Source organism: Chitinophaga lutea (genome assembly GCF_003813775.1).
GTDB lineage: Bacteria > Bacteroidota > Bacteroidia > Chitinophagales > Chitinophagaceae > Chitinophaga > Chitinophaga lutea.
Window position 1 is genome coordinate 2,578,570 of record NZ_RPDH01000001.1, and the last position, 24,897, is coordinate 2,603,466.

General features: G+C 52.1%; 20 protein-coding genes. 11 read left to right on the plus strand and 9 right to left on the minus strand.

Annotated elements, in window-relative coordinates:
• Positions 1–133 precede the first annotated feature (133 nt).
• Both EGT74_RS10425 and EGT74_RS10430 read left to right on the plus strand, forming a co-directional pair.
• Complete coding sequence (locus tag EGT74_RS10425) at positions 134–1,168, plus strand: sensor histidine kinase (RefSeq protein ID WP_123846445.1); 1,035 nt, start codon at positions 134–136, stop codon at positions 1,166–1,168.
• Between the two features lie 38 nt (positions 1,169–1,206).
• Positions 1,207–1,935, plus strand: coding sequence for a LytR/AlgR family response regulator transcription factor (locus tag EGT74_RS10430; RefSeq protein ID WP_123846446.1), 729 nt, complete (start codon positions 1,207–1,209; stop codon positions 1,933–1,935).
• A 516-nt stretch (positions 1,936–2,451) separates the two neighbouring features.
• Here EGT74_RS10430 and EGT74_RS10435 read toward each other — a convergent pair.
• Complete coding sequence (locus tag EGT74_RS10435; protein WP_123846447.1) at positions 2,452–3,213, minus strand: geranylgeranylglyceryl/heptaprenylglyceryl phosphate synthase; 762 nt, start codon at positions 3,211–3,213, stop codon at positions 2,452–2,454.
• Positions 3,214–3,501: 288 nt separating this feature from the next.
• Between EGT74_RS10435 and EGT74_RS10440 the strand changes: the two genes are divergently transcribed.
• Both EGT74_RS10440 and EGT74_RS10445 read left to right on the plus strand, forming a co-directional pair.
• On the plus strand, positions 3,502–6,828 hold the full coding sequence (locus EGT74_RS10440; RefSeq protein WP_123846448.1) for a vitamin B12-dependent ribonucleotide reductase: 3,327 nt from the start codon (positions 3,502–3,504) through the stop codon (positions 6,826–6,828).
• Positions 6,829–7,222: 394 nt separating this feature from the next.
• Positions 7,223–7,531 carry a hypothetical protein gene (locus EGT74_RS10445; protein WP_123846449.1) on the plus strand — a complete coding sequence of 103 codons (309 nt, stop codon included), beginning with the start codon at positions 7,223–7,225 and terminating at the stop codon, positions 7,529–7,531.
• 313 nt (positions 7,532–7,844) lie between these two features.
• On the opposite strand, the gene EGT74_RS10450 is transcribed toward EGT74_RS10445, so the two are convergent.
• Entirely contained in the window at positions 7,845–8,597 is a 753-nt protein-coding gene (locus EGT74_RS10450; protein ID WP_123846450.1) for a Dph6-related ATP pyrophosphatase, read from the minus strand.
• Positions 8,598–8,659: 62 nt separating this feature from the next.
• Here EGT74_RS10450 and EGT74_RS10455 point away from each other — a divergent pair, with 62 nt between their 5' ends.
• The 3 genes from EGT74_RS10455 (at position 8,660) to EGT74_RS10465 (ending at position 11,398) form a co-directional block, all read left to right on the plus strand.
• Positions 8,660–10,039 carry an alkaline phosphatase D family protein gene (locus EGT74_RS10455; protein ID WP_158618086.1) on the plus strand — a complete coding sequence of 460 codons (1,380 nt, stop codon included), beginning with the start codon at positions 8,660–8,662 and terminating at the stop codon, positions 10,037–10,039.
• Positions 10,040–10,400: 361 nt separating this feature from the next.
• Entirely contained in the window at positions 10,401–10,880 is a 480-nt protein-coding gene (locus EGT74_RS10460; RefSeq protein ID WP_123846452.1) for a hypothetical protein, read from the plus strand.
• A gap of 17 nt (positions 10,881–10,897) precedes the next feature.
• A complete protein-coding gene (locus EGT74_RS10465; RefSeq protein WP_123846453.1) occupies positions 10,898–11,398 on the plus strand; it encodes a YcxB family protein in 501 nt (166 codons plus the stop codon).
• 423 nt (positions 11,399–11,821) lie between these two features.
• On the opposite strand, the gene EGT74_RS10470 is transcribed toward EGT74_RS10465, so the two are convergent.
• Together EGT74_RS10470 and prs are read right to left on the minus strand one after the other, a co-directional pair.
• A complete protein-coding gene (locus EGT74_RS10470; RefSeq protein WP_123846454.1) occupies positions 11,822–12,259 on the minus strand; it encodes a GNAT family N-acetyltransferase in 438 nt (145 codons plus the stop codon).
• A 12-nt stretch (positions 12,260–12,271) separates the two neighbouring features.
• A complete protein-coding gene (gene prs / locus EGT74_RS10475) occupies positions 12,272–13,201 on the minus strand; it encodes a ribose-phosphate diphosphokinase (RefSeq protein ID WP_123846455.1) in 930 nt (309 codons plus the stop codon).
• Between the two features lie 131 nt (positions 13,202–13,332).
• Between prs and EGT74_RS10480 the strand changes: the two genes are divergently transcribed.
• Complete coding sequence (locus EGT74_RS10480; RefSeq protein ID WP_123846456.1) at positions 13,333–14,085, plus strand: carboxypeptidase-like regulatory domain-containing protein; 753 nt, start codon at positions 13,333–13,335, stop codon at positions 14,083–14,085.
• Positions 14,086–14,571: 486 nt separating this feature from the next.
• Here EGT74_RS10480 and EGT74_RS10485 read toward each other — a convergent pair whose 3' ends face one another.
• From EGT74_RS10485 to EGT74_RS10495, 3 genes are read right to left on the minus strand one after another with little or no spacing between them, the layout of a single operon-like run.
• Entirely contained in the window at positions 14,572–15,897 is a 1,326-nt protein-coding gene (locus EGT74_RS10485; protein WP_123846457.1) for a TolC family protein, read from the minus strand.
• Between the two features lie 18 nt (positions 15,898–15,915).
• Positions 15,916–19,044, minus strand: coding sequence for an efflux RND transporter permease subunit (locus tag EGT74_RS10490; protein ID WP_123846458.1), 3,129 nt, complete (start codon positions 19,042–19,044; stop codon positions 15,916–15,918).
• 24 nt (positions 19,045–19,068) lie between these two features.
• Positions 19,069–20,145: an efflux RND transporter periplasmic adaptor subunit gene (locus tag EGT74_RS10495; protein WP_123846459.1), complete on the minus strand. Its 1,077-nt coding sequence runs from the start codon at positions 20,143–20,145 to the stop codon at positions 19,069–19,071.
• Between the two features lie 416 nt (positions 20,146–20,561).
• Here EGT74_RS10495 and EGT74_RS10500 point away from each other — a divergent pair, with 416 nt between their 5' ends.
• From EGT74_RS10500 to rnc, 3 genes are read left to right on the plus strand one after another with little or no spacing between them, the layout of a single operon-like run.
• Complete coding sequence (locus tag EGT74_RS10500; protein WP_012788038.1) at positions 20,562–20,798, plus strand: acyl carrier protein; 237 nt, start codon at positions 20,562–20,564, stop codon at positions 20,796–20,798.
• A 23-nt stretch (positions 20,799–20,821) separates the two neighbouring features.
• Positions 20,822–22,075: a beta-ketoacyl-ACP synthase II gene (fabF, locus tag EGT74_RS10505; RefSeq protein ID WP_123846460.1), complete on the plus strand. Its 1,254-nt coding sequence runs from the start codon at positions 20,822–20,824 to the stop codon at positions 22,073–22,075.
• Between the two features lie 4 nt (positions 22,076–22,079).
• Entirely contained in the window at positions 22,080–22,811 is a 732-nt protein-coding gene (rnc, locus tag EGT74_RS10510; protein ID WP_246008177.1) for a ribonuclease III, read from the plus strand.
• 4 nt (positions 22,812–22,815) lie between these two features.
• On the opposite strand, the gene EGT74_RS10515 is transcribed toward rnc, so the two are convergent.
• Together EGT74_RS10515 and EGT74_RS10520 are read right to left on the minus strand one after the other, a co-directional pair.
• Positions 22,816–23,418, minus strand: coding sequence for a GyrI-like domain-containing protein (locus EGT74_RS10515; protein ID WP_123846462.1), 603 nt, complete (start codon positions 23,416–23,418; stop codon positions 22,816–22,818).
• A gap of 51 nt (positions 23,419–23,469) precedes the next feature.
• Entirely contained in the window at positions 23,470–24,423 is a 954-nt protein-coding gene (locus EGT74_RS10520) for a helix-turn-helix transcriptional regulator (RefSeq protein ID WP_123846463.1), read from the minus strand.
• Positions 24,424–24,897: the final 474 nt, after the last annotated feature.

Here is a 24,897-nt window from a genome sequence, read left to right on the forward strand (position 1 = left end):
ATTTGGAGCCCCCCATTTAACCGCCTATTCCGCCATTGATAAAAATTGGCTGGCCGCCAACCTGCGCAGATGGTATTTTTGGAAGAATCGCAAGGTTTTTTATTTAGTCAGCGGACTTTGCTAACTTTTGGGAATGTTTAGACGCATATCGAAATATTGGTGGTGCCAAATACTGGGGTGGGGATCCTATGCTTTTCTTTACTTCATTTTCGCCTTCTTCTTCAACATTGTGGATGTTACGTTTGTAGTGCAGTATGTACCGTGCGTGGTAGTGCTCGGGGTGCTCATTACGCATGCTTTCCGTGCGGTTATCGTCAAATACAGATGGATTGAGAAGCCGTTCGAAAATGTGGCCATCTACTTCTTTTTCGGCATCCTGGTATGCGCAACGGTTAACTCCTTCCTGCTGACGTGGATAAGCCTGCTGATTACGCCGGAAGATCACGAGCTGAATTTCAGGGATGCCTGGCTGCGGTCTTTCATCCACCAGACGGTGTTCCTGGCTTTATGGGCGGTGATTTATTTCCTCTGGCATTACGTGGAAGAGAGCCGGAACTCGCAGGTGCGGCAGCTGAAGCTGGAGGCTACGGTACGCACGCTGGAGCTCAAAACGATCAAATCCCAGCTGAACCCGCATTTCATTTTCAATGCGTTGAACAGCATCCGGGCGCTGGTGGACGAAAACCCCCGGAGGGCCCGTACCGCCATCACGGAGTTGAGCAACATCCTGCGGAACTCCATGCAGGCGGACAAGGCCGAGACGGTAAGCCTGGAAAACGAACTGAGCATCGTAAAAGATTATCTTGCACTGGAAAATATCCGGTTTGAAGAACGGCTGAAAGTGCAGTACGATATTGACCCGGAAACGCTGGAATTACCCATTCCGCCCATGATGCTGCAGACCCTGGTGGAAAACGCCATCAAACACGGCATTTCCCGGGAAGTGAGGGGAGGGCTGATACTGATCAGTTCCCACGTGCACGATATGCAGCATGAAATCACCATCCGCAATACGGGCCAGATTGTGGAAGATATGAACGGCCTGGGCCTGGGGTTGGCCAGTACAAGACAGCGGCTGAGCCTGCTGTTCGGCAACCGCGCCTTTTTTGAAATATACAATTTTGACAAAGCAACGGTGGAAGCCAGGGTGCAAATGCCGCTGCTGTAATTTTAAAGTGTCATCAACCAATAACGCAAAGTCTCAGTATGAAAAAAGCATTGATCATAGACGATGAACGACTGGCCAGGAGCGAGCTGAAAAAGCTGCTGGCGGACCACCCGGAGATAGTGGTGGTAGGGGAAGCGGTGAATGCAAAAGACGGTATCGAGAAGATAGAAACGTTGCGGCCCGACCTGCTGTTTCTCGACATTCAGATGCCCGATAAGACCGGTTTCGACCTGTTGGCGGAACTCGAGCGGTCGCCTCAGGTGATCTTTACCACTGCCTACGACGAATATGCCCTGAAGGCGTTTGAATATAATGCGCTGGATTACCTGCTGAAGCCCATCGAGCCCAAACGGCTCGCCGATGCCATACACAAGCTCCACCAGGCCGACGAAAAGGAACGCCTGGCCGCTGCTTCCGGCATCCGTAACATCCTGGGTGAAAATGACCAGGTGTTTGTAAAAGACGGCGACCGCTGCTGGTTTGTGAAGCTGCAGGAAATCCGCCTGTTCGAAAGCGTGGGCAACTACGCGAGGGTGTATTTTGAAACCAATAAGCCACTGATTCTCAAATCGTTGAATGCTCTGGAAGAGCGGCTCGATGAGCGGGTGTTTTTCCGTGCCAACCGTAAGCACATCGTGAATCTGCGGATGATAGAGCGGATAGATACCTATTTCAACGGCGGGCTGTTGCTGGAAATGCGCGGCGGTGAAAAAATCGAAGTAAGCCGCAGGCAGGCGGTGAAGTTTAAGGAAATGATGAGCCTGTAAAAGGGAGCATACATCGCAGGTAAAGCAGGGAATCAGGAGAGGGCTGCCTTTCCGTTTTCCTGCTTTATTTTTAGGATAATACCGGGAAAGAGAAGGGCCGTCCTGGAGAAGACGGCCCGCTAAATTATGCTTATGAAAAAAGGCCTTTTGGGCCAATTAACCAATGTTGGAAGACGCTTCCGGCCGGGCAAAATAGTGGCAGCAGCTCTATTGGCAGGTGCAACAGAAGCCCGGAGGAAAAGCAGTCATAGATTCAAAACGGAAAATAACCCGCTGGGACGGACACAATTATCAATTACGCGCACATAGCTCGGTAGCCAGGGATACTTTGGTTTTGGTTGGTTTTTTGAGGCGCCTGAACAAAGCATTCAAGCGCTCGTGCAAGATATATAACCCAAACGGTTTTTTCTACACTTTAATGACCGAAGCTGCGGAAATACTTATTTATAGGTATTTTTTGAGGCTGGAAGGGCCTCGCTGGATAAAATGAAAGATAACAGCCTGCTGCTGAAGGGGTTAACGGTTAGCAGTCACAGGCGCGCGATGCACGGCATCTGCGATTTCCTTGATCAGTGAAATGTCTTTTTCGATGGCATTGCCTACCACGATGATGTCTGCACCTGCCTTGCAATTCAGGTATGCTTTTTCCGCATCCCTAATGCCGCCGCCTACAATAACCGGCACGTCCACCTGGCTGGCTACCCGGTGAATCATGCTTTCCGTAATGGGCTTACGGGCGCCGCTGCCGGCGTCCATATAGATGACTTTCATGCCCAGCATATCGCCGGCCATGGCAGTGCACATAGCGATGTCGTCTTTATCCGCAGGAATGGGAGTGGCGTTACTGATATAGGAAACGGTGGTGGGGGCACCGCCGTCGATCACCATATAGCCGGTGGAAATTACCTCCAGGCCGCTTTTTTTAACAGCAGCCGCAGAAACAACGTGCTGGCCGATGAGTAATTCCGGGTTGCGGCCGGAAATCATAGAAAGATACAGCAGGGCATCGGCATAGCGCGAAACCTGCGAGGGGCTGCCGGGGAAGAGGATCACCGGGATGGAGCAGGTGGCCTTGATCTGCTGCACCACCTCATCCAGATGATTGGTAATCACCAGGCTGCCGCCCAAAAAAATGTAATCAACCTTCGCTTCAGTACATTTAGCGGTCAGATCGGCGATACCGGCAGGTGTAACCTTGTCCGGATCGATCAGAACTGCGAATGACTTTGTACCTTTTGCCTTTCTGTCAATAAAGGAACTGTATATTTTTCTGTACATTAATTATGCATTGTTCCGGTTGAAGCAAATGTATAAATTTTTTTCTAATAAGCCACAGTGCTAAATAAATATGCATGGTATTGATTTTGCAACTGATATGAGGAAAAATGAAGCAAAAAGAGGGCCGAAAACAGCCGTTTGTTAATGGTCTGCCGGTGCTCCTATTATGCACAGCCTGTGGATAAGAAAAATGGGTGCGGACTTCATTTAAAATTATTTTAGTAATCCCACTTCGAGAGTAACCGTTTTTCTAAATTTTGTTTAATCCTGTTAAATTTTCTAGGGCATATGAAAAATCAAAGCAAGAAGGCTGGCGGCCTCGCTTTTACCCGCCACTTTACAAGGGATGGTGTTAGCCCCTATGATCAGTTTGAATATGAAATGCGATCGTCGGTTATCCGCAACCCTGGCGGAGATATAGTGTTTGAGATGAATAACGTGGAGGTGCCCAAAGCATGGTCACAGATCGCTACTGATATATTGGCGCAGAAATATTTCCGGAAGGCGGGCGTACCGCAGGCCGACGGCTCGCTGGGCCGCGAAACCTCCGTGAAACAGGTGGTGCACCGCATGGCCAATTGCTGGCGCGCCTGGGGTGAAAAGTATGATTATTTCGCCTCTGCGGCCGACGCCCAGGTGTTCTACGAAGAGCTTGCCTATTGTATGCTCAACCAGGCCTGTGTGCCCAATTCACCGCAATGGTTCAATACCGGCCTGTACGAAAGCTACGGCATCAAAGGCAAACCACAGGGTCACTACTATGTGGAGCAGCGCACCGGCAAACTGGAAAAATCCACTTCCGCCTACGAAAGGCCTCAGCCGCACGCCTGCTTCATCCTGAGCGTGAGCGACGACCTGGTGAACGACGGCGGTATTATGGACCTCTGGGTACGCGAAGCCCGTATTTTCAAATATGGCTCCGGTGTGGGCACCAACTTCTCACAAATCCGCGGGGAAGGTGAAAAACTCAGCGGCGGCGGTACATCCAGCGGCCTGATGAGTTTCCTGAAAATCGGCGACCGCGCCGCCGGCGCCATTAAAAGCGGTGGCACCACCCGGCGCGCGGCTAAAATGGTGTGCCTGGACCTGGACCATCCGGAAATTCTCGAATTCGTGAACTGGAAAATGGAAGAGGAAAAGAAAGTGGCGGCGCTTATCGCAGCCGGCTATTCCTCTGATTATGAAGGGGAGGCGTACAGAACCGTATCGGGCCAGAATTCCAACAACTCCGTGAGAATTCCTAACAGCTTTTTCCACACGCTGGAAGCCGATGGCGACTGGGAATTAAAAGGCCGGATGAACGGGAAAACCGTGAAAACCGTAAAGGCGTCCGATCTCTGGAACCAGATTGCCTACGCCGCCTGGCGCTGCGCAGACCCGGGTACCCAGTACGACACTACCATCAACGAATGGCATACCTGTCCCGAAGGAGGCCGCATCAACGCGTCCAACCCCTGCTCGGAATATATGTTCCTCGACAATACCGCCTGCAACCTGGCTTCCGTGAACCTGCGCCGGTTTTTCAGCGAAGAGAACAACCGCTTCGATGTGGATGGGTTTGAGTATACGGTGAGGCTGTGGACGGTGGTGCTGGAGATTTCCGTGCTGATGGCGCAGTTCCCCTCCAAGGAAGTAGCGCAGCTCAGCTACGAATACCGTACGCTGGGCCTCGGTTATGCCAACCTGGGCTCCATGCTGATGGTGAGCGGCATCGCGTATGACAGTGATGAAGCGCGCGGGATCGCGGGGGCCATCACGGCTATCATGACGGGCGTTTCCTATAAAACCTCCGCGGAGCTGGCCAGCCACCTGGGGCCCTTTGCCAAATATGCCGAGAACAAAGAACATATGCTGCGCGTGATGCGCAACCACCGCGCCGCGGCTTACGACGCGGCCGATGCGTACGAAGGCATCGAGATAAAACCGCAGGGCATCAACGCCCGTTTCTGCCCCGATTACCTGCTTTCCGCGGCTACCAAGGCCTGGGACGATGCGGTAAAACTGGGTGAAAAGCACGGTTACCGCAACGCACAGGCCACCGTGATTGCGCCCACCGGCACCATCGGTCTGGTGATGGACTGCGATACCACCGGCGTAGAGCCCGATTTTGCGCTTGTGAAATTCAAAAAATTGTCCGGCGGCGGATACTTCAAAATTATCAACCAGTCCATTCCTTCCGCCCTGCGCAACCTGGGATATAAAGAAAACGAGATCCGCGCCATCGTGGATTATGCCAAAGGCAGCGGCAATTTCGGCGGAGCGCCTTATATCAATACACAAACCCTGAGCGAAAAAGGGCTGATGGCAGAAGAGCTGAAAAAGCTCGACGTTGCCGTGGCTTCTTCATTCGACATCAGTTTTGTGTTCAACGTGTATACCCTGGGTGAAGAGTGCCTGCAGCGCCTTGGTTTCAAGCCCGAGCAATATTTCAGCATGGAATTCAGCCTGCTGCACGAGCTTGGTTTTACTGACGAGCAGATAGAAGCCGCCAACGACTACGTATGCGGTACCATGACGGTGGAAGGCGCGCCTTACCTGAAGGAAGCGCACCTGCCGGTGTTTGACTGCGCCAACAAGTGCGGTAGAAAAGGCGAGCGCTACATTCACCCGCACGGCCACATCCGCATGATGGGCGCAGCACAGCCATTTATTTCCGGGGCCATTTCCAAAACCATCAACCTCCCCAACGAAGCGGTGGTGGAAGAAATTGCGGATGCCTACAAACTCAGCTGGGAACTGGGCCTCAAAGCCTGTGCCCTCTACCGCGACGGGTCGAAGCTGAGCCAGCCGCTCAGCAACAAAAGCGACAAAAGGAAAAAAAGCGCGGACGCCGGCGAAGCGGCACCTGCTGAAGCCGCAGCGCAGATCATTGATATGAACCAGCTCACCATCGACGAATTGCTGGAAGAATTGAACAAAAGAATGATCGCCAGCTCGGATACTTCGCTGAAAAGAGCATTGTCGAGGATAGTAGAGCGGAAAACGCTCCCCGCCAAACGCCGCGGGTTCACACAAAAAGCCAAAGTAGGCGGCCAGCCCATCTTCCTGCGCACCGGTGAATACAACGACGGCACGCTCGGGGAGATCTTCATTGACCTGGCGAAAGAAGGTTCCACCCTTCGCAGCCTGATGAACTGTTTTGCCATCGCAGTATCTGTAGGCCTGCAATACGGTGTGCCGTTGGAGGAGTTTGTAGATAAGTTTGTATTTACACGGTTTGAGCCGGCAGGCATGGTAGACCATCCGAATATCCGCTCTTCCACTTCCCTGATCGATTATATTTTCAGGGTGCTGGGATACGAATACCTGGGCCGCACCGACCTGGTGCACATCCTGGATGCGCCGGGCAATACCGGGGAAGATGAGTGGGATGAGCCGGTGGTAAAACCTGAATTGTCCAATGTCCGGGTAGTCGGCAACACGCCTGCGCCAGGCAGCCCCAAGGCAGCGAAACCATATGCTGTAGCGGCTTCCAGTGGGGAGAGCAGCACGCAGGATTATATGCGGAGCATGCAGAGTGATGCGCCGGCATGCAACACCTGCGGCCACATCACCGTTCGCTCCGGCACATGTTATAAGTGCCTGAATTGCGGGAACAGCATGGGTTGCAGCTGAGAAATTTAGGAGCGTTTAACAAACACCGCTGAAAAAGAGAAAATGAGGGGTGTCCTGAAAGCAGCGGTGGTATTGGATTTCTGGCGATCGAATGAAACAAATACTTTGTTAATTATTTGTTATTCAGCGCTGAAAATTTCAAATAAAGTTAACACTGATATACCTTTGTATACAAATAGGGTTTTCATAGGATAGTAACAAATTGAGGGCGCTTTTCTAAGTGCCCTTTTTCTTTTCTTAGCCCTGTAGTAGCGGCTTTGCGGGGAACAGTGATGTTTCCTTTTTTTGTGCCCCGCCGCTTCATTCCACCTGCACCCGTTTATTTATTTTGTTCGAATACATGCCTGGTTTTTCCTGATGCTGGGATGCAGCCGGCGGGAAAGTGAGGCGTAGTATGTATTTCCGCTTTCCGGGAAAAACTGCGGGCTACACCGGAGAAAGAACGATGCTGCATATTCGCAGAGAGTTGCAATGTTTTAAGCCGTCCGGCGCGCGAAATATGGGAGGAGCGATGTTTGTTGAAAAGGTTGGTGCTCCGTTCATTTTTAAATGGATGAATAAAAAGGCATTCGCGGGTTTCAGTATCATTTCATTTCGCTTTTTCACACCTGTACATGAAATGACCACTTTTCATCCCGTAAACGAAGAAATATCTTCATTTGTTAATATACACACTATTGTAAGCTTGCAAACGATCGCATAAACCTCACTTTCTTATTCGATTTTGTTCAAAAAACGGTCTTTAATTTTGTTTTTTTTTATTTAACGGGCTATATTTTGGCAATTTTGAATATTCCTGGTTACATGCTTGTAGTTATTCAATTTATTTTATATTTGTTAAAGTATTAATTTTTATATGGTTACTGTCCTATGAAAAACCAAATATTCCTACACCGCGAGAATCTTCTTGCAAAGTAAATGACTCTCGAAAGCAATGGATTTTTCCATTGCTTTTGTTTTTTACAGAGGAAGGCAGTGTGGCGGAAGGAAGTATTGAGTCCCAAAACGGAAGGCGCTCAGGCTGGAATCAGGTCACAAAAAAAGAACCGGGTATCCCAATTATCTGGTTCCTCTTTTACGGAACAGTCATTTTCACCATCATCTTTATAGCAATTACCTCCCTGGCTGGAGGCCGGGGTGTACACTCTTTCAACCGTTTCACCGATCTGAAATGCCACCGGTGCGGCAAAGAGGGGCCCATCAAACACAAAACTGTGGAACTCGCCGTTTTCTCCGCAGGGGTCTACCCCGGCGGGGAGATCGGCGAGAAAGGCTTCATCGATGAGCCGGCCCGCAAAGGATGCAGGCAGGTACCGGGCGTTGACGCAGACGATCACGGCTTTGAAACCGGCTTTGATGAAATCGCGCACCAGGGTGGTGCTGTCTCTTTTCCAGAGCGGGAAAACGCCTTTCATGCCCACTCTGGCCAACTGGGTTTCGCGGTATGCCCGCAGGTCTTCCAGAAAAATATCACCGAACACGGCATGCTCAATGCCTTCTGCCTGCAGTGCGGTGAGTTGTTCGGTCATGATGCGGTTATAATCTTCCATCGACGCATGTTCGGGCAGGTAAGCCTTTTTCAGTGCGATGCCGGTTTGCCGGGCCTGCTCGTCGAGCAATTCCTCGCGTACGCCGTGCATGGATACACGCCGGTAGGCCTCGCTTAAAGTCGTGAAAAGGTATTTTATGCTGAAATTCTTATCTTGTTGGAGTTGCCAGAGGGCAAATGAGGCGTCTTTCCCGCCGCTCCAGTTTATGTATGCGTTCATTTAACGTAAAATTAAGCGAATTCCCCTTTTCCGGGTACACCTTGACATCCTATATTTGGTATATGAATAACGCTTTCACCATGCCGTCCCTCCGGCCCATCGTATCCCTTTTTCTCCTGTTGCTGATGCTTACGCCTGCCGTTGCGCAACAAAAAGCAATCGTAGCCGGTCCTATGACAGGCTCGGTGGAACTGCGCGACGCGATCATCTGGCTCGAAGTGGCGCCAACGGTAAAAAATGCGGCCGTCCGTTATTACAAAAACGGTCAGCCTGGCAGCAGCCGCACTGAAACCTACACAGGCGAACTGGGCAAAAGATACAATCCTATCAAGATACAACTGGTGAACCTGGAGCCGGGCACTACCTATCAATATGAAATTGTCCTGAACGGGCAGAAGGCCTCCCTGCCGCGCGCCCTTCATTTTACCACCAAACCGCTCTGGCAGTACCGGCAACCGGCGCCCGATTTCTCTTTCCTCACCGGTTCCTGTGCTTATTTTAATGAGCCGGCATATGACCGGCCGGGCGTGCCTTACGGGCACGATTCATCTATTTTTGAAACCATGGCCGCTACCCCTGCGAATTTTATGATGTGGCTGGGGGATAACTGGTATACCCGCGACGTTGACTATGCCTCCATTCCCGGCCTGGAATACCGGGCGCACCGCGACCGCTCCCTGCCTGTTTTGCAACCATTCCTGCAGGCCATGCCGCATTACGCCATCTGGGACGATCATGATTTCGGGCCTAATAATGCGAACAAATCTTACATTTTCCGGGACGCCTCGCGCGAGGTATTTACCCGTTATTGGGCCAACCCGAGTTTCGGGGAAAAAGGAGAGGGGATTTATACCCGCATGAGTTACAGCGACGTGGATTTTTTCCTGCTCGACGGCCGCTACTGGTCAAGCGCGGGTGAAATGGCCGACAGCATCGGGGGCCAACCGAACCCGGCAAAAAAAATGTACGGCGATGCCCAGATGGAGTGGCTCCGTAATGCCCTGCTGCAAAGCAACGCTTCTTTCAAGATCATCGTGACCGGCAGCCAGGCGCTGAATCCCATTTCCATTTTCGACAGCTTTCATCATTTTCCTATTGAATATCATTCGTTTATGAACTTTCTGCGGGAGTATAAAATCCCGGGAGTGTTGTTCCTCACTGGCGACCGCCATCACTCTGAAGTAGTGAAACTACCACGGGAAGGTGCCTATCCGCTGTACGACATCACCAGCTCTCCGCTGACCTCCGGGGTGGGCGGCGTTTTGCGGGGGAATGAAAAAGACAATCCCTACCGTGTGCCCGGCACCCTGGTGGTGACCCAGAATTTCTCGAAAGTGACCGTTTCCGGCGAGAAAGGCGACCGGAAGCTGAAAGTGGTGTTCATCGACAAAAACCGGAAAGAGCTGGCAACTTTTGAAGTGGGCCAGAAAGAGTTACGATGAGGCTGGGAATACCCTGGTATCCTCAGGCCGGCCATTAAGCCGGTTGATGCCGCGCTGGCCGGTAAGGCGGTCGGTACGAAAATAGTTTCCTGACATAAAATGGTCATTCGTTTGTGATTCCTAGTTGATTCACAGTTACTTATGGAGATATGGACGTGTCCCCGACCCAAAAAGCCGTCGCCCCGCCTCAAAAAAGATCCGCCAGTGCTGCAACTTTTTAGCAGCCGGCTCGTCTTTTTGATATAACGGGACAGGAAATACCGGAAAACCCGCAGTTTGTACCGCGAAAAGCCCTGTTTGTAACACCGTTACCGTTTTATATTTTTTATTTTGTATTTTTAGGTCATTAAAATTTACCCGTATGAAAAAGCTGTTGTTTTTGTTGGTACTGGGTATGGTAACCACCGCTTCAGCGTTCGCCGGTAATGGCGAGAAAGGATTTAATAACGGCGATAAAACCGATAAAGGGACTAAAGCTAAAACTGCCAACAGGCTCGAAGAGTTCATCTGGACCCTTCCGCAGTCTGCAAGAGCAGAAAAAGTGGAAGAAAACGATGTGCAGAAAGCCATCGTGGATCTTTATAAATGGTATTTACAAAACGAAACAAGGATTAATAACAGCTCATCCGCCACCGGCGATGAAAGCGATAATATTGTTGCTCCCTTCAAAGTAGACCGCAAAGTTTTACAGCAGTACCTGAAATTTATCAAAAAGAATTTCCCCGGCCTGAATGAAGAAGACCTGGCCGACAAACGCAATACCACATCTGCCAGAAAAACTGCACCGGTATCCTATTCGCCTGATTTAGATGCCCCCGTCTCCTTGAGCGCTTCAAAATAATTTCGTAAGTTCGTTGAATGCATTTTCTGCAGTTCACTTACAATAAGGAAGAGGTTATTCATGCATTACGTTTCCACTTTCTGCGCCGCGGCGAAATAAAGGTATTTCGTAATACCCTTATTATTCTGCTGATTGCCACTGTTGCAGGCTACCTGTTCAGACTGGTGAATTTTAATGCATTGCTCGGCATTGCGCTCATGATGCTACTGGTCGGTTGGGCGTTCTGGTATCTGCTGCCCGTTTCTACCTACAATAAAGCCGCTACTTTCAAAGACAAAATAAGACTGCGTTACAATGAAGAAGGCATGGCCATTGCCACCGGCCAGGGAGAAAGTGCTGTACCCTGGCAACGCTTTTCGCAGATCGTTGAAACGAAATCTTTCTTTTTTCTGTACCGCGATAAACGGAGCTTTTTTCTCATCCCCACCAGCGCCTTTGAAAATGAAGAAGACCTGTTAGGATTCAGCAAGCTGATGCAATCGCTTTTCAGCGATTACCGGCGGTTGAATGTTTCCTAACCGGAGGTAATTCCCCCTTTTTATTTCAAGTATTGCAGAAGCTTCAATGTTGCACGTGGGTGATACGGGAAGCGATTCATCCCCCACCAGCGCCTTTGAAAATGAAGAAGACCCATTGGCGTTCAGCGAACTGCTGCAAGCGCTTTTTACCGATTACCGGCGATAGAATGTTTCCTAACCGGTGGTAATTCTCTTTTTATTTCAAGTATTTCAGAAGCTTCAACGTTGCACGTGGGTGATGCGGGAAGCGATACGGTAGAATGTTTCCTAACCGGTGGTAATTCCTTTTACATTTGAAGTATTTCAGTGAATTAAATGCTGCACATTACGGTATGATGCACTTCTCACAAGAGTAATACATTTCTATCCCATGCAGGGCGCTCCCCAACGGAAGAAATGCTCAACGGTGCATCAGCTGATATTTCAGGGGGATAAAACTTTGTACATCTCATAGTGCGGAATTCCCACTTCCACAAATTCTTCCCCTCTCACCGTGTATCCGTTTTTGAGATAAAAAGGTACGGCCTCTTTCCGCGCATGCATCATCAGTTCGGTGAAACCGGCGGTGCGTGCCTGCGCTTCCGCGAAAGCAAGAATTTTGCTGCCTGCGCCCTGCCCCTGCAAACTATCGTCTACCGCCATTTGCCGCAGTTGTACAGTTGTTTCGGTAGAAGGGCTCAAAATGCAGCAGCCGAGGATGGTGGTGCCGTCGAAATAGCCGATCAGCACATCGTTGATTTCCTGCTGCAGGTATTCGGGTGAAAAAGTGAGGCCCAGCGGTTTGCGCAGGATCTTGTCGCGCAGTGCGATCATGGCCTGGTAATCGCAACTGCCGAATTCTATGATGCGAAGTTGGCTCATGCGACAAATGTACTATGGATTCTCTTGAAAATAGTCTACGATCAGTGGTGCAACGGATTTTACGTTCAACAGCGGATCGCTGATCTGCAGGGCGTTGGGATGTGTATCCGTACATACTAGGTGCTGCACCAGCCCGCTGCGACGTATTTTCTCGAAACCATCCCCGGCGAAAATGCCGTGGGTGGTGATCACGGCGATGCTGGCGGCCCCGGCATCACGGTAAGCCTGGGCGGCGTGGAGGAGCGAGCCGCCCGTGCGGATCATATCGTCGTAAATGATCACCATGCAGCCTTCCACATTGGCGCTGATGGCGGTGATCTGCGTTTCTTCGCCGGACAGGCGGCGTTTGAAAACAAAAGCCGCCTGCACATTGAGGTCGTTGGCCAGAGACTCCACCCATTTGGCGCGGCCGGCATCGGTGCTGGCCAGTACGAAGGGTTTGCCGGCCGACAGTTCCAGCGCGGCATTCCGGACGATCAGCTTCGCGTACAGGTGCACGGGGCGCACGTTGCTTTCGAAATAATAGGTGATACCGTCCACATGCAGGTCTATCATGATGATTTTGATGCCTGCGCTGGTGCCCGGCAGGGCGGAAAATAAGAGGGCACGGTTCTTGGCTTTGACTATTTCCCCGTTTTTTACGGCTCTTTCCATGGTGGAGTAGCCGAAATAGGGGATAACGATGTTGAGGCAGAGCGCGCCGTTCTGTATACAGCCGTTGGCGATATCGAACAGTTCCAGTGTTTCTTTGTCGTCGATGGTGCCGCCGATGAGGATGACCTCTTTGCCGCTAACGTTGCTGGTTATACGATGGTAGTGCTCCCCGTCCGGGAAATCGCGGATGGTCATGGCGCCATCTTCCCAGCCGGAAGGGGCCTGGGTCAGCACCCGGTCTTTCAGATATTGGTAACGCTGGGTGCAGAACAGTATTTTTGGAGGCATGGGCACAGTTTCGGGTGATAAACCACCAATTTAGGGATTTAAAAAATATAAACTTTACCGATGTTTGGCTTGCTTTAAGAAAATTTTTAACGTTTTTTTTGAGCTTGGAACGCTAATTTTGAGAGATTCGTATGAAGTATGTTCTGTTCAGATACGCTGTTGCACTCATTCTATTTGTAGTACCTGCCTTACAGGAGGCAACGGCACAGGTGCGCATCATGGGTATGGTTTCCGATGCGGATACCCGTACCGGCCTGCCATCGGTGAGTATCTGGAACAAAAGAACGGGGGTGGGCACTGTCAGTAATGAAACGGGCCGGTATTACATCGAGGCCCTGCCGGGTGATACCATCGAGTTTTCCATGATCAGCTATGTGCGCACGCAGATCGTTGCGTCCGGGATTTCCAGCACCCAGAATGTGGAACTGAAACGGCATGTGTTCGGCCTGCAGGCCGTCAACGTAAAAGGGCGCATCTACCGCCGCGACTCGCTGGCTACCCGCGACGAATACGCCAAATACTTCGATTACAAGCGCCCCGGTGCGATGGACGTGCTGAAAACCCTTCCCAGCAACCCCATCACGGCACTGACATATCTCATTCCCAGCAAAACGCGCAAACGGAAAGAAAAATTCGGAGAGCAGCTGCGGTACTGGGAAGCGGAAAAGCACATCGACTACCGCTATAACCCCGACCTGGTGGCACGCATCACCAAACTTGAGCCGCCGATGCTCGATTCCTTCATGTACGCTTACCGCCCGAGCTACAACTTCCTGCTGAATGCGTCGGAATACGACCTGATGTTGTTCATCAAACAGTCGTTCGATAAATTCAGCCGCCAGAAAGGACTGCTGCCGAAGGATTCCACCGAACCGCAGCAATAAAAAAGAACTGCCCTTATCGCTTGCGGTAAATCTGAGCATCCAACTTCCCTACAATATGCACAAACTGCCCAACCCGGGATTGCCAAAGTACTAGCGGCAGCCCAGGGCACGCGACATTTCCTGCGACATGCAAAGCCACACAATCCGGAAGCGGCACAATACTTATGGCAAACTCAAGCATGCGACATTTCCGGTAACAGGCACGAAGCGCCCAAGCGGGGAGCACTATATCAAACCAAAGCGGCAACATTTTCGTGCAATCTCCCCAATTTTCCCGACCCCGGATTACTTGCGACAAACCCAGTCAGCATCTCATTCACATATCCGATTACCTGCTGTACACCTAACCACCCAACACGCCCAATCCCTCTTCCCAACGTTGAAGGGAGTGACACAACGGCGGCCGAATAGCATTACTGCCGCCGGCGCCCAACAAAAAAGCCGGCTACCAACGGTAACCGGCCTTCGTATATTCTTTTGTGTGGGTTATTTCAGTAAACCGCCTTTCAATCGCATCAGTTCCGTTTCAGCCACTTTCGTATTGTAACGTGCCTGGATGAGCCGGTACATGGCGAGCTCGAGACTTTGCTGCGCTTCTTTCACTTCGAGTGTGGTAGAGACCCCTTCCCGGAACCGCTCCAGCGCCACCATGGTGTTTTCGCGGGCCAGTTCCACACTTTCCTCTTCCAGCGTCAGCGCCATTTTATAGTACTCGTAATCCTTGAATGCATTTTTGAGCAGCAGGTCTACCTGCGACTGCTGGTTTTCGAGCGCCAGCTGCTGGTAGGCCAGGTTGAGTTTCGCATTTTTCAGTTCGCGGTGCGCGTTGAGGCCGTTGAAAATCGGGATAGTGGCGGAAAAGCCGTAGTTGAGGCCGCGGGTTTGGTTAAAGACGGGGCTGAACTGGTTCACGGCCGCACTCGCGCGAGATTCGTTGAAGTTGTACGCGGAGTTGAAAGAGAGCACGGGGAAAAAGTCGCCTTTCCGTTCTTTGACCGTCAGCCGCGAAATTTCAACATTCTGGCGCGCCACCTGCAGTTGGGGGTTGGTGTTGCGGATGTTGGCGATGATGTCGCCGAATACCAGTCCGAGGTCTACCGGGATGGTGTCGAGCACGTCGTAGTTCGTGCTTTCATCGGCGATGGCCAGCAGCTGGTTGAGGCCGGCTTTGCTTTGTTCGATGACGGTTTGCTGGCGCAGCCACATGGCGCGTTGGGCGTTGTAATCCACTTTCGCCTGCAGGTAATCTGTTTTCGGCGCCAGGCCCGTCTGGAATTTGGCGTCGGACAATTTCACCCGTTCGTCCGAAATCGACATCTGCTCCGCCAGCGCGCGCAGTTGCTGTTTCTGCTGGGCGATATTGTAATAACTGTTGATGATGTTGGCAATGGTGTTTTCCACCTGGTTTTTTACGTTCAGCTCGCCGAGTATCTCGATGGCCTGGAAACGCTGGCGGGTGGCGAACATCTTCAGCCCGTCGAACAGCGTCCAGTTGAGGTTCACGGCTGCCTGCAGCTGCTGGTTCTTGAGGCCGCTGGTATCGCGTTTGTTGCCGTTGCCGAATTCCTGTTTGGTAGCGGTGCGGCTCCAGGTTTTGGCGGCGGTGGCGTTTACGCGGGGAGCGAACGCGAAGTTGGCGTAATCGAAATCATTGGCTGCAATGTCCGCGTCGGTGCGGGCCATGCGGATGTCGTAGTTGTTCTTCAGGCCCAGGTCGATGGCCTGCTCCAGCGTCAGCACGCGTTGCGCCTGTGCGCCGGAGGCGAACAGGGTGAAAAGCAGACCGGTGAATATTTTTCCTGTCAATGTCATCAGATATCTTTTGAGATGTTATGCGTGGGCTGCAGCAGCGGCCGCTTCCGGATTTTCCGAAAGAAGCGCTTCTTCAAATTCCACATTCTTTTTCCTGCGGCTGAGGAAGGTGTACATCGCGGGGATCACGTACAACGTGAGCACCAGCGAGAACATGATACCGCCCACGATTACGATACCCAGCGGAATGCGGCTGGTAGAGGCCGCGCCAAGGCTCATGGCGATGGGCAGCGCACCGAGGGCCATTGCGAGGCTGGTCATCAGGATCGGGCGCAGGCGCATCACGGAGCCCTCGATGGCGGACGCGGCTTTTTCTTTACCCGCATCGCGCATGTGGTTGGCGAATTCCACGATGAGGATACCGTTTTTCGTTACCAGGCCGATGAGCATAATTACGCCGATCTGCGAGAAGATGTTCCAGGTTTGCCCGAATACCCAAAGCGACAGCAGTGCGCCGGCAAAGGCCAGCGGCACGGTGAGCATGATAATGAACGGATCTATCCAGCTTTCGAACTGCGCGGCCAGTACGAGGTAAATCAATATCAGCGCCAGCACCAGCGCAAACATGGTGTTGGAGCCGCTTTCGGCGTAGTCGCGGGACGATCCGCTGAGCGCGGTATCAAAACTTTCGTCGATCACCTTGTCCTGCTTCAGCTTGGCGTAAATGGCGTTCATGGCGTCGATACCGTCGCCGATGGTTTTGCCGGGGGCCAAGCCTGCGGAAATGGTGGCCGACTTCATACGGTTGTAGTGGTAGATAACCGGCGGGCTCGTTTCTTCTTCGATGCTCACGAGGTTGTCGAGCTGGATGGCTTCGCCGCGGGCATTGCGCACGTAAATGCTTTGCAGATCCACGGGGTCGTCGCGGTCGGAGCGGAACACCTGGCCCATTACCTGGTACTGTTTGCCGTTTCGGATGAAATAACCGAACCGGCGGTTACTCAAAGCCAGCTGCAGGGTGGAAGAAATATCCGCCACGGAAACGCCCAGCTCGCTGGCTTTGGCGCGGTTGATGTGAATGCGCAGCTCGGGTTTGTTGAACTTCAGGTCAACGTCAATGCCCTGGAACACAGGGTTGGCCGAAGCGGCATCCACGAATTGCGGTATCACCGCCGAGAGTTTTTCGAAGTTCACGTTTTGCAACACGAACGACACCGGCAGGCCGCCGCGGCGCCCCACCTGGATGGTTTGCTGCTCAATGGCGAACACCTTGCCCTGCGGGAACCGGTACATATTGCGGTTCACCATGTTCACGATATCTTTCTGGGAACGGGTTCTGTCTTGTGGCTCGGGCAGCGTCACAAATGAAAACGCGGTGTTCACGGAACCGGCGCCGGAGAAGCCGGGAGCGGTCACGGAAAGGATCACTTTCTTTTCAGGAATGGAATCCTGCATGAAACTCACGAGGTCGGTCACGTATTTATCCATGGCATCGTAAGAGGTGCCTTCGGGGGCGGTGACGGACAGGCGGAACATGCTCCTGTCTTCGATCGGGGCCAGCTCGGACTGCAGGGTGTTGAACAGCCAGTAGATCATGCCGAGGCACACAAAAATGATCGCCACGGCTATCCAGCGGGCTTTCATGAAAGCAGTCAGGGAATTTTTATAGCTGTCTTCCATCCAGCGGAAGAAGGGCTCCGTTTTTTCGTAGAACCAGGAATGTTTGTGCGTTTTACGCGCCAGTTTAACGTTGAGCACGGGCGTGAGCGTGAGCGACACGAATGCGGAAATCAGTACCGCGCCGGCCACCACGATGCCGAACTCGCGGAAAAGGCTGCCCACAAATCCCTGCAGGAATATGATCGGCAGGAATACGAAAGCCAGTGTGATGGAAGTGGCGATCACCGCAAAGAAGATCTCTTCGGAACCTTCTTTGGCCGCGCGCATACGCGGCAGGCCCGCTTCTATTTTTTTGTAGATGTTTTCGGTTACCACGATGCCGTCGTCCACCACCAGGCCCGTGGCCAGTACGATCGCCAGCAGGGTGAGGATGTTGATGGTGAAGCCGCATACGTACATGATGAAGAACGCACCGATGAGCGACACGGGAATGTCGACGATCGGGCGAAGCGCCATCAGCCAGTCGCGGAAGAACAGGTATACGATCAGGATCACCAGTACGAGTGCGATGATCAGGGTTTCCTGTACTTCGTGGATACTTTTCTTAATGAAGGCGGTATTGTCCATGGCGATGTTCAGCGAAAAGTCGTCGGGCACTTCCTTTTTCAGGTCTTCGTACCGTTTGTAAAATTCCTCTGAAATGGCCACGTAGTTGGAGCCGGGTTGGGGAATAAGGGCCAGCGCGATCTGCGGAATGTTGGACTCCTTCAGCTGCGTTTCTTCGTTTTCGGGGCCGAGCACGGCCTGGCCTACGTCGCGGAGGCGGATTTGGGCGCCGTTGACGTTTTTGATGATCAGTTCGTTGAATTCCTCTTCCGTGTCGAGGCGGCCGAAAGTTCGCACGGTGAGCTCCGTGGCGTTGCCGGCGATTTTACCGGACGGCAGTTCCACGTTCTCCTGCTGGAGGGCCAGCTGCACGTCGCCGGGGGTGAGGCTGTAAGCCGACAGGCGGGCGGGGTCCAGCCAGATACGCATGGCGTACTTTTTTTCACCCCATATCTGGATGGCGCTCACGCCGGGAATGGTCTGCAGTTTTTCCAGCAGCACGTTGGTGGCATACTCCGTGATCTCGAGCTGGTTGCGGGTATTGCTCTGCACGGTCATGGAAATGATCGCGTCGGAGTTGGCGTCCGCTTTGGATACCACGGGCGGCGCCTCGAGGTCGGTAGGCAGGTTACGCTGCGCCTGCGATACCTTGTCGCGCACGTCGTTGGTGGCGGCTTCGAGGTCTTCGCCCAGTTCAAACTCCACGGTGATATTGCTGCTGCCCTGGCTACTGAGCGACGAGATATTTTTGATACCGGCCACGCCGTTGATGGCTTTCTCGAGCGTTTCGGTGATCTGTGTTTCGATGATGTCCGAGTTGGCGCCCGGGTAGGAGGTGCGCACGTTCACCACCGGCGGGTCAATCGCGGGGAAGTCGCGTACGCCGAGGAAAGAAAAGCCCACCAGACCGAAGATCACAATGATGATGTTCATCACGATGGCTAATACGGGTCTTTTGAGGGATATGGAAGGTAAACTCATGATAATCTCTTTTAGCGTTATTCTCTACTGCACTTTATTATACTTAAAGGGCATACCGGGTTTGAGCTGCAATATGCCGCTGGTAATAACGGTATCGCCGATTTGCAGGCCGCTGGTGATCTGCACACTGCTTTCGTTCCTGAAGCCTGTTTCGACGTTCACGAACCTGGCGCGGCCGCTGTCTGCCACAATCACCTGCTTGAAGCGGGTGCCGGGGATAACGGCCTGTGAAGGAATCATAATAGCGTTCGGATTATCTTTCAGTTGTATCGAGGTTTTGGCAAAAGCGCCCGGGAACAGCCTGCCGGCCGGGTTCGGCACGGTGGCGCGGAGCTTCACGCTGCGGGTGGCCAGGTCGATTTTCGGGTCGATGGCATAAACGCTGCCCGTGTAGCGGAGGGTGTCGCCGGCGATGGTGAACGTAACGGCATCTCCCTTATGGACGGCGTTGCGGTATTTCTCCGGCACGGCAAAGTCGATTTTCAGGGGATCGAGCTGCTGGAGGGTCGACATGATGGTGGCGGGGCCCACGATGGCGCCTTCGCTCACGTTGCGCAGGCCGAGGGTGCCGCTGAAGGGGGCGCGGATTTCGGTTTTCTGCAGCTGGGCACGGTTGTATTCGATGTCTGCCCCGTAGGCGCTCACCTGGTTGCTGGTCACATCCACATCCTGCTGGCTGATACCGTTGATCTTGAGCAGTTTTTCCTGGCGGGCCAGGGTGGTTTTGGCCAGTTCACGCTGCAGTTCCAGTTTCCGGAGCTGGGCGAGGATGTCGCCATCATATATTTTCACCAGCAGGGCGCCTTTGCCCACTTTGGTGCCTTCCTTGAAGTATATTTTGGTGATACGGCCGCTGATTTCGGGTTTCAGTTCCACCTCTTCGTAACTTTGCAGGGTACCGCTGGCTTCAATGATTTCGTCGACTTTCACGGGTTTGACCACATAGGCATCGGCCAGAATGGGGCGGCCGGCGCCGCGCGCTGCGGCAGGAGGGCCCGCGGGCTCTTTAGGATTGCTTTTGGCCGTCAGTTTGTAGATGAAGAAGCCGGCAACGGCCAGCAGCAGGCATACCAGTACGATTCTAAAGGTCTTATTGCGCATGTTTTCGTGTGTATATAAAGACTAATGCAAATTACATGATTTCGTGGGCGGACAAATTTAATAATTGGACGTCAAGCCGTCCCGAAACCGGTTCTATTTATGGTTAAGTGGTGGAATACGGGTTTGAATGGTCAACTTGTATGTCGTAACACATAATCAGACAAAAAGGGGCATATTATATATATAAAGGTGTAAAGAGGGTGTATAATGGTCCGAACAGGGGCACAAACATGATGTTTTTTAGGTATACGGTAAAGGGAGGAAAGGAGCTTGTAACCCGCTACGCGCGTGATTTGCAGCGATAGTACATATGTTATTGAAACGGAAAATCTGGGTTAAAATTTGGCGATGTCCTTGGCAATTGAATAAAAATTATATTTTTGCAGTCAAGTTTTAAACCAAAAACACTTAAAATTATGTCAGACATTGCATCAAGAGTTAAAAAGATCATCATTGACAAATTAGGCGTTGACGAGGCCGAGGTAACTCCTGAAGCCAGCTTCACCAACGACTTAGGCGCTGACTCTTTGGATACGGTAGAACTGATTATGGAATTCGAAAAAGAATTCAACATCTCCATTCCTGACGAACAAGCAGAAACCATCACCACTGTTGGCCAGGCAGTAGCTTACCTGGAAGAACACGTAAAATAATCCAACAAACCAGAACTGTTTTAATGCAACCAAGACGAGTAGTCGTTACAGGTTTAGGCGCGCTGACACCGCTCGGCAATTCCGTTGATGCTTATTGGCAGGGATTGGCGAACGGTGTATCCGGCGCTGATTTTATCAAGCAGTTTGACGCCTCCAAATTCAAGACCCGATTTGCCTGCGAACTGAAAGATTTTGATCCTGCCCAGTACATGGACAAAAAGGACGCGCGCAAAATGGACCCTTTTACCCAAACAGCTGTAATTGCGGCGGACCAGGCAGTGGCCGACGCGAAAATAGACCGGAACTCCGTGAATGTGGACCGGGTTGGGGTGATATGGGGCACCGGTGTTGGGGGGATGATCAACTTCACGAATGAGTTAAAGGAGTTTCACGCGGGCGACGGTACGCCCCGTTTCAGTCCTTTCCTGATTACCCGTTTGATATTGGACATCGCCGCAGGGCATATTTCCATGCGGCATGGTTTCAGAGGCCCCAACTTTTCGGTAGTTTCTGCCTGCGCCTCTGCCACTAACGCCATTATTGAAGCCATGTATGCCATCCGCTACGGTAAAGCGGATGTTATTATTACCGGTGGATCCGAGAACATCATCAACGAGCCCTGTGTTGGCGGTTTTAACGCCATGAAGGCGCTGAGTGAGCGGAACGACGATCCCAAGACAGCTTCCAGGCCTTTCGACCTGGACCGCGACGGTTTTGTAATGGGCGAGGGCGCCGGCGCATTGGTGCTGGAAAGCTACGAACATGCCATGGCCCGCGGCGCCAAAATTTATGTTGAGCTGGCCGGCGGCGGTGCAACCGCAGATGCCCACCACATTACCGCTCCCCATCCCGAAGGGCTGGGCGCGCGCAGTGTAATGACGCAGGCGCTGAACGATGCCGGCCTGCAGGCTGAAGACATCGATTACATCAACGTTCACGGAACCTCTACGCCTTTGGGTGATATAGCGGAAGTGAAGGCGATACAGCAGGTTTTCGGCGAAGCGGCCTACCGGTTGAACATCAGTTCCACCAAATCCATGACCGGGCACCTGCTTGGAGCGGCGGGCGCAGTAGAGTCCATCGCCGTTATTAAAAGTATATTGGAAAGCCTTGTTCCGCCTACAATCAACCACTTCACAGACGATCCCCAACTGGATGCCGGGTTGAATTATACCTTTAACGTTGCACAAAAGAGAGAAGTAAGAGCGGGGCTGAGCAATACCTTCGGGTTTGGCGGGCACAACGCTTCGGTAGTTTTCAAAAAATTTGTTCCTTGATTGTGTGAAAATACTTCCAGGATATTTATATAAGCTCATATACGGGAAAAGGCAGTTATACAAAGACCTTTACAATTTGCTGGGGTTTCACCCGGGCAACCTGGCTTTGTATGAAGTCGCCCTGAGCCACCGCTCCAGCAAGGAAAAATTCCTCGAAAGCAATGAGCGGCTGGAGTACCTCGGCGATGCCATACTGGGCGCCATCATCGGCGACTACCTGTTTAAAAAATACCCCTACAAAACGGAAGGCTACCTCACGGAAATGCGCTCCAAAATCGTTAACCGCCAACAGCTGAACGATATCGCCATCAAAATGGGGCTGCGCAAGCTCACCATCTACGACAAATACAATTCCTTCCTTAAAATCAGCCAGATATTCGGTAACACCCTCGAAGCCCTCGTAGGCGCCGTGTACCTCGACCGTGGTTATAACCAGACCAAACAGTTCGTGCACAAACGCATCCTGGTACCCTACATCGACCTGGAAGCGCTCGAAACCGTGGAAATGAACCACAAGAACAAACTCTACGGCTGGGCCAACAAAAACGGCAAAACGCTGGAGTTTGAACTGATCGAGGAACAAATGGACAACGGCCGCCGCATTTTCACCGTAGGCGCCATGCTGAACGGTGAACTGATCTGCACCGGCAAAGCCTTCAATAAAAAAGACGCCAGCCAGATTGCCGCCTCCCAGGCGATAGAACTGCTGGGTATTGGTACGGACGATACCAAATAACCACTTACTTAGTCCGCACATCCACTCTCAAAATCGTTTTCAACCGCTCTCCCGGCGTTTTGTTGGGATCATTGATGTATATCTCGTGGTGCGCGCCGTTCACATCCAGGTGGTGCTGGTTGATGTAATGGTACAGTTTTTCGTGCGACGGCGTTTCCTCGCTATAGGGACCGATATGTAACAGCTGTACCGCCAGCGTGGGAGGCAGCTGTTCATACACCAGTTCGTCGAGATACGGGAGTTTTCTGTTGCCTGCCAGCGCAACGGCCTGCTTGCAGTCGTTCGCCGTCACAAAACCCGGCAGCTGGATGGAGAGTTTCCAGAACCATTCCTCCCGCGGTACCTGCGCAAGCGGTTCTCCGCTGGGCGTCCACCACAGCCCTTCGAGCGGGGCTACCTTAAAGTCCATTTCCTGCAGCTTGCAGATTTTCTTGACGTTATAGGCGGAGGCATACAGCGCTTTGATTTTGCCGGCAAATACAGGAGAGGCAGGGTCGCCATGGCCTTCCAGCGCCAGGTAACCGGCAGCGGCGATCGTTACCAGTTCCGGCATCGGTTTGGCGCGGTAGTAATGCTTCTGTTCTTTGGCGAGGTCTGTCTTTTGCATAAAGTTCAGGTGTTTTATGCAAAATAAAGCGGGGGTGATGACAGCCTTATGTCAGGAGAGGTGCCCGCGTAATTCTTCGAGGTGCTGCCGCATTAAAACCTTGAGATCTTCCGGTTCCACCACGGTGGCGCGGTTGCCCATCATCAGCATCCAGCGGGAAAAGTAACTGAGGCTGTTGTGCATAAAAGTGATTTCGACATAATCTTCCTCCGTTTTTTCCTGCACCATGCCGAAATGATACTTCTGGTCGCCGAGCCACCGGGCAATGTCGTGCCGGAACTGTACCCTGATCAGGATAGGCTGGTCGGGGTCCGACTGGAATTCGTTCGAGATGTACTGTTGCAGGGTGATGCGGGCGGACTTGTCGAAGCCCTGATCGGTCAGGCTGAGCGATTTGATGCGGTCGGCCCGGAAGTCGCGGTAATCTTTACGGAGGCGGCAATACCCGATGAGGTGCCAGCTGCTGTTCATGTGAAATATGCCGATAGGCTCCACTTCGCGGCGGCTGACCGAGTCGCTGTAAAACGAGTAATATTCGATGGAAAGCACGCGTTGCCGGGCCAGGGCATCCTGGATGTCGCTGAGGAAACGGTTGGGGAACTGGCTTTCCTCGCGCGGGCTGCGCAGCACGGCGATGTTTTCGTCGAGCGACTCGAGGAAATCCTTATCGCTCCCCCGCAGCACCGCCCGGATCTTTTGCATGGCGCTGCTGAACTGCTGACGGTTGGAATGGTCGCTGTGCTGTTCCATCAGCTTTTCGCCGGTGAGCAGGGCGGCCGCTTCGGTGCGGTTGAACATTACGGGCGGCAGGTGGTATCCGTCCACGATATAATAACCGGTGCCGGCTTCCGCGCCAATGGGCACGCCCGCCTCCGTCAGCGCCTTCACGTCCCGGTAAACGGTCCGGAGGCTGATGGAGAAACGGTCCGCGATTTCCTGGGCCTTGACGATTTTTTTGCCCTGGAGCTGAACAAGGATGGCAGTAAGCCGGTCGATTCGATTCATACGCCAAATTTACATTTTCCCGCGGTTGAGCAAACGCCGCGAATTTTTTATACGTATTTAAACTTACGGGCGATACCTCTGTCTAATAGTATGATCTGTTAAAAAAAGATGTTTCAACACGAATGTATTTGCAGATAACGACGTCTAATACTACAAAAAACACCCCTTCTCAAAGATATTCAACCTGTTAAAGGGTTGTAAAGTACTAGTTGCTGTTACAGCATATAGTTAGGTTAAATGGTAAAGCCCTGGCAATTCTTTGCCGGGGCTTCTTTTTTGCTTGTCGTTGCGCCTTGATTTCCAATCAATAACAAATTTTTAACACCTATCCGGACCCCGGAAATATAATTTTGAATCAATTGCGGCCCGAAAAGCTGCAATGAATAAAATTGGAGCGTATTGTTGGGCCTGGGGTTCTCCCCGGGCCCTTTTTTCATATTGCGAGCCCTGTTTTCGTTAACCAACGTTTAACAA

What these genes read in the sequence shown, in the direction of transcription:
- fabF (WP_123846460.1), top strand. Translation starts at nt 20,822, where the DNA reads ATGCAACCAAGACGAGTAGTCGTTACAGGTTTAGGCGCGCTGACACCG.
- EGT74_RS10460 (WP_123846452.1), top strand. Translation starts at nt 10,401, where the DNA reads ATGAAAAAGCTGTTGTTTTTGTTGGTACTGGGTATGGTAACCACCGCT.
- EGT74_RS10485 (WP_123846457.1), bottom strand. Translation starts at nt 15,897, where the DNA reads ATGACATTGACAGGAAAAATATTCACCGGTCTGCTTTTCACCCTGTTC.
- EGT74_RS10445 (WP_123846449.1), top strand. Translation starts at nt 7,223, where the DNA reads ATGTATTTCCGCTTTCCGGGAAAAACTGCGGGCTACACCGGAGAAAGA.
- EGT74_RS10455 (WP_158618086.1), top strand. Translation starts at nt 8,660, where the DNA reads ATGAATAACGCTTTCACCATGCCGTCCCTCCGGCCCATCGTATCCCTT.
- EGT74_RS10520 (WP_123846463.1), bottom strand. Translation starts at nt 24,423, where the DNA reads ATGAATCGAATCGACCGGCTTACTGCCATCCTTGTTCAGCTCCAGGGC.
- EGT74_RS10465 (WP_123846453.1), top strand. Translation starts at nt 10,898, where the DNA reads ATGCATTTTCTGCAGTTCACTTACAATAAGGAAGAGGTTATTCATGCA.
- EGT74_RS10480 (WP_123846456.1), top strand. Translation starts at nt 13,333, where the DNA reads ATGAAGTATGTTCTGTTCAGATACGCTGTTGCACTCATTCTATTTGTA.
- EGT74_RS10440 (WP_123846448.1), top strand. Translation starts at nt 3,502, where the DNA reads ATGAAAAATCAAAGCAAGAAGGCTGGCGGCCTCGCTTTTACCCGCCAC.
- EGT74_RS10430 (WP_123846446.1), top strand. Translation starts at nt 1,207, where the DNA reads ATGAAAAAAGCATTGATCATAGACGATGAACGACTGGCCAGGAGCGAG.
- prs (WP_123846455.1), bottom strand. Translation starts at nt 13,201, where the DNA reads ATGCCTCCAAAAATACTGTTCTGCACCCAGCGTTACCAATATCTGAAA.
- EGT74_RS10495 (WP_123846459.1), bottom strand. Translation starts at nt 20,145, where the DNA reads ATGCGCAATAAGACCTTTAGAATCGTACTGGTATGCCTGCTGCTGGCC.
- EGT74_RS10450 (WP_123846450.1), bottom strand. Translation starts at nt 8,597, where the DNA reads ATGAACGCATACATAAACTGGAGCGGCGGGAAAGACGCCTCATTTGCC.
- EGT74_RS10425 (WP_123846445.1), top strand. Translation starts at nt 134, where the DNA reads ATGTTTAGACGCATATCGAAATATTGGTGGTGCCAAATACTGGGGTGG.
- EGT74_RS10515 (WP_123846462.1), bottom strand. Translation starts at nt 23,418, where the DNA reads ATGCAAAAGACAGACCTCGCCAAAGAACAGAAGCATTACTACCGCGCC.
- EGT74_RS10500 (WP_012788038.1), top strand. Translation starts at nt 20,562, where the DNA reads ATGTCAGACATTGCATCAAGAGTTAAAAAGATCATCATTGACAAATTA.
- EGT74_RS10490 (WP_123846458.1), bottom strand. Translation starts at nt 19,044, where the DNA reads ATGAGTTTACCTTCCATATCCCTCAAAAGACCCGTATTAGCCATCGTG.
- EGT74_RS10435 (WP_123846447.1), bottom strand. Translation starts at nt 3,213, where the DNA reads ATGTACAGAAAAATATACAGTTCCTTTATTGACAGAAAGGCAAAAGGT.
- EGT74_RS10470 (WP_123846454.1), bottom strand. Translation starts at nt 12,259, where the DNA reads ATGAGCCAACTTCGCATCATAGAATTCGGCAGTTGCGATTACCAGGCC.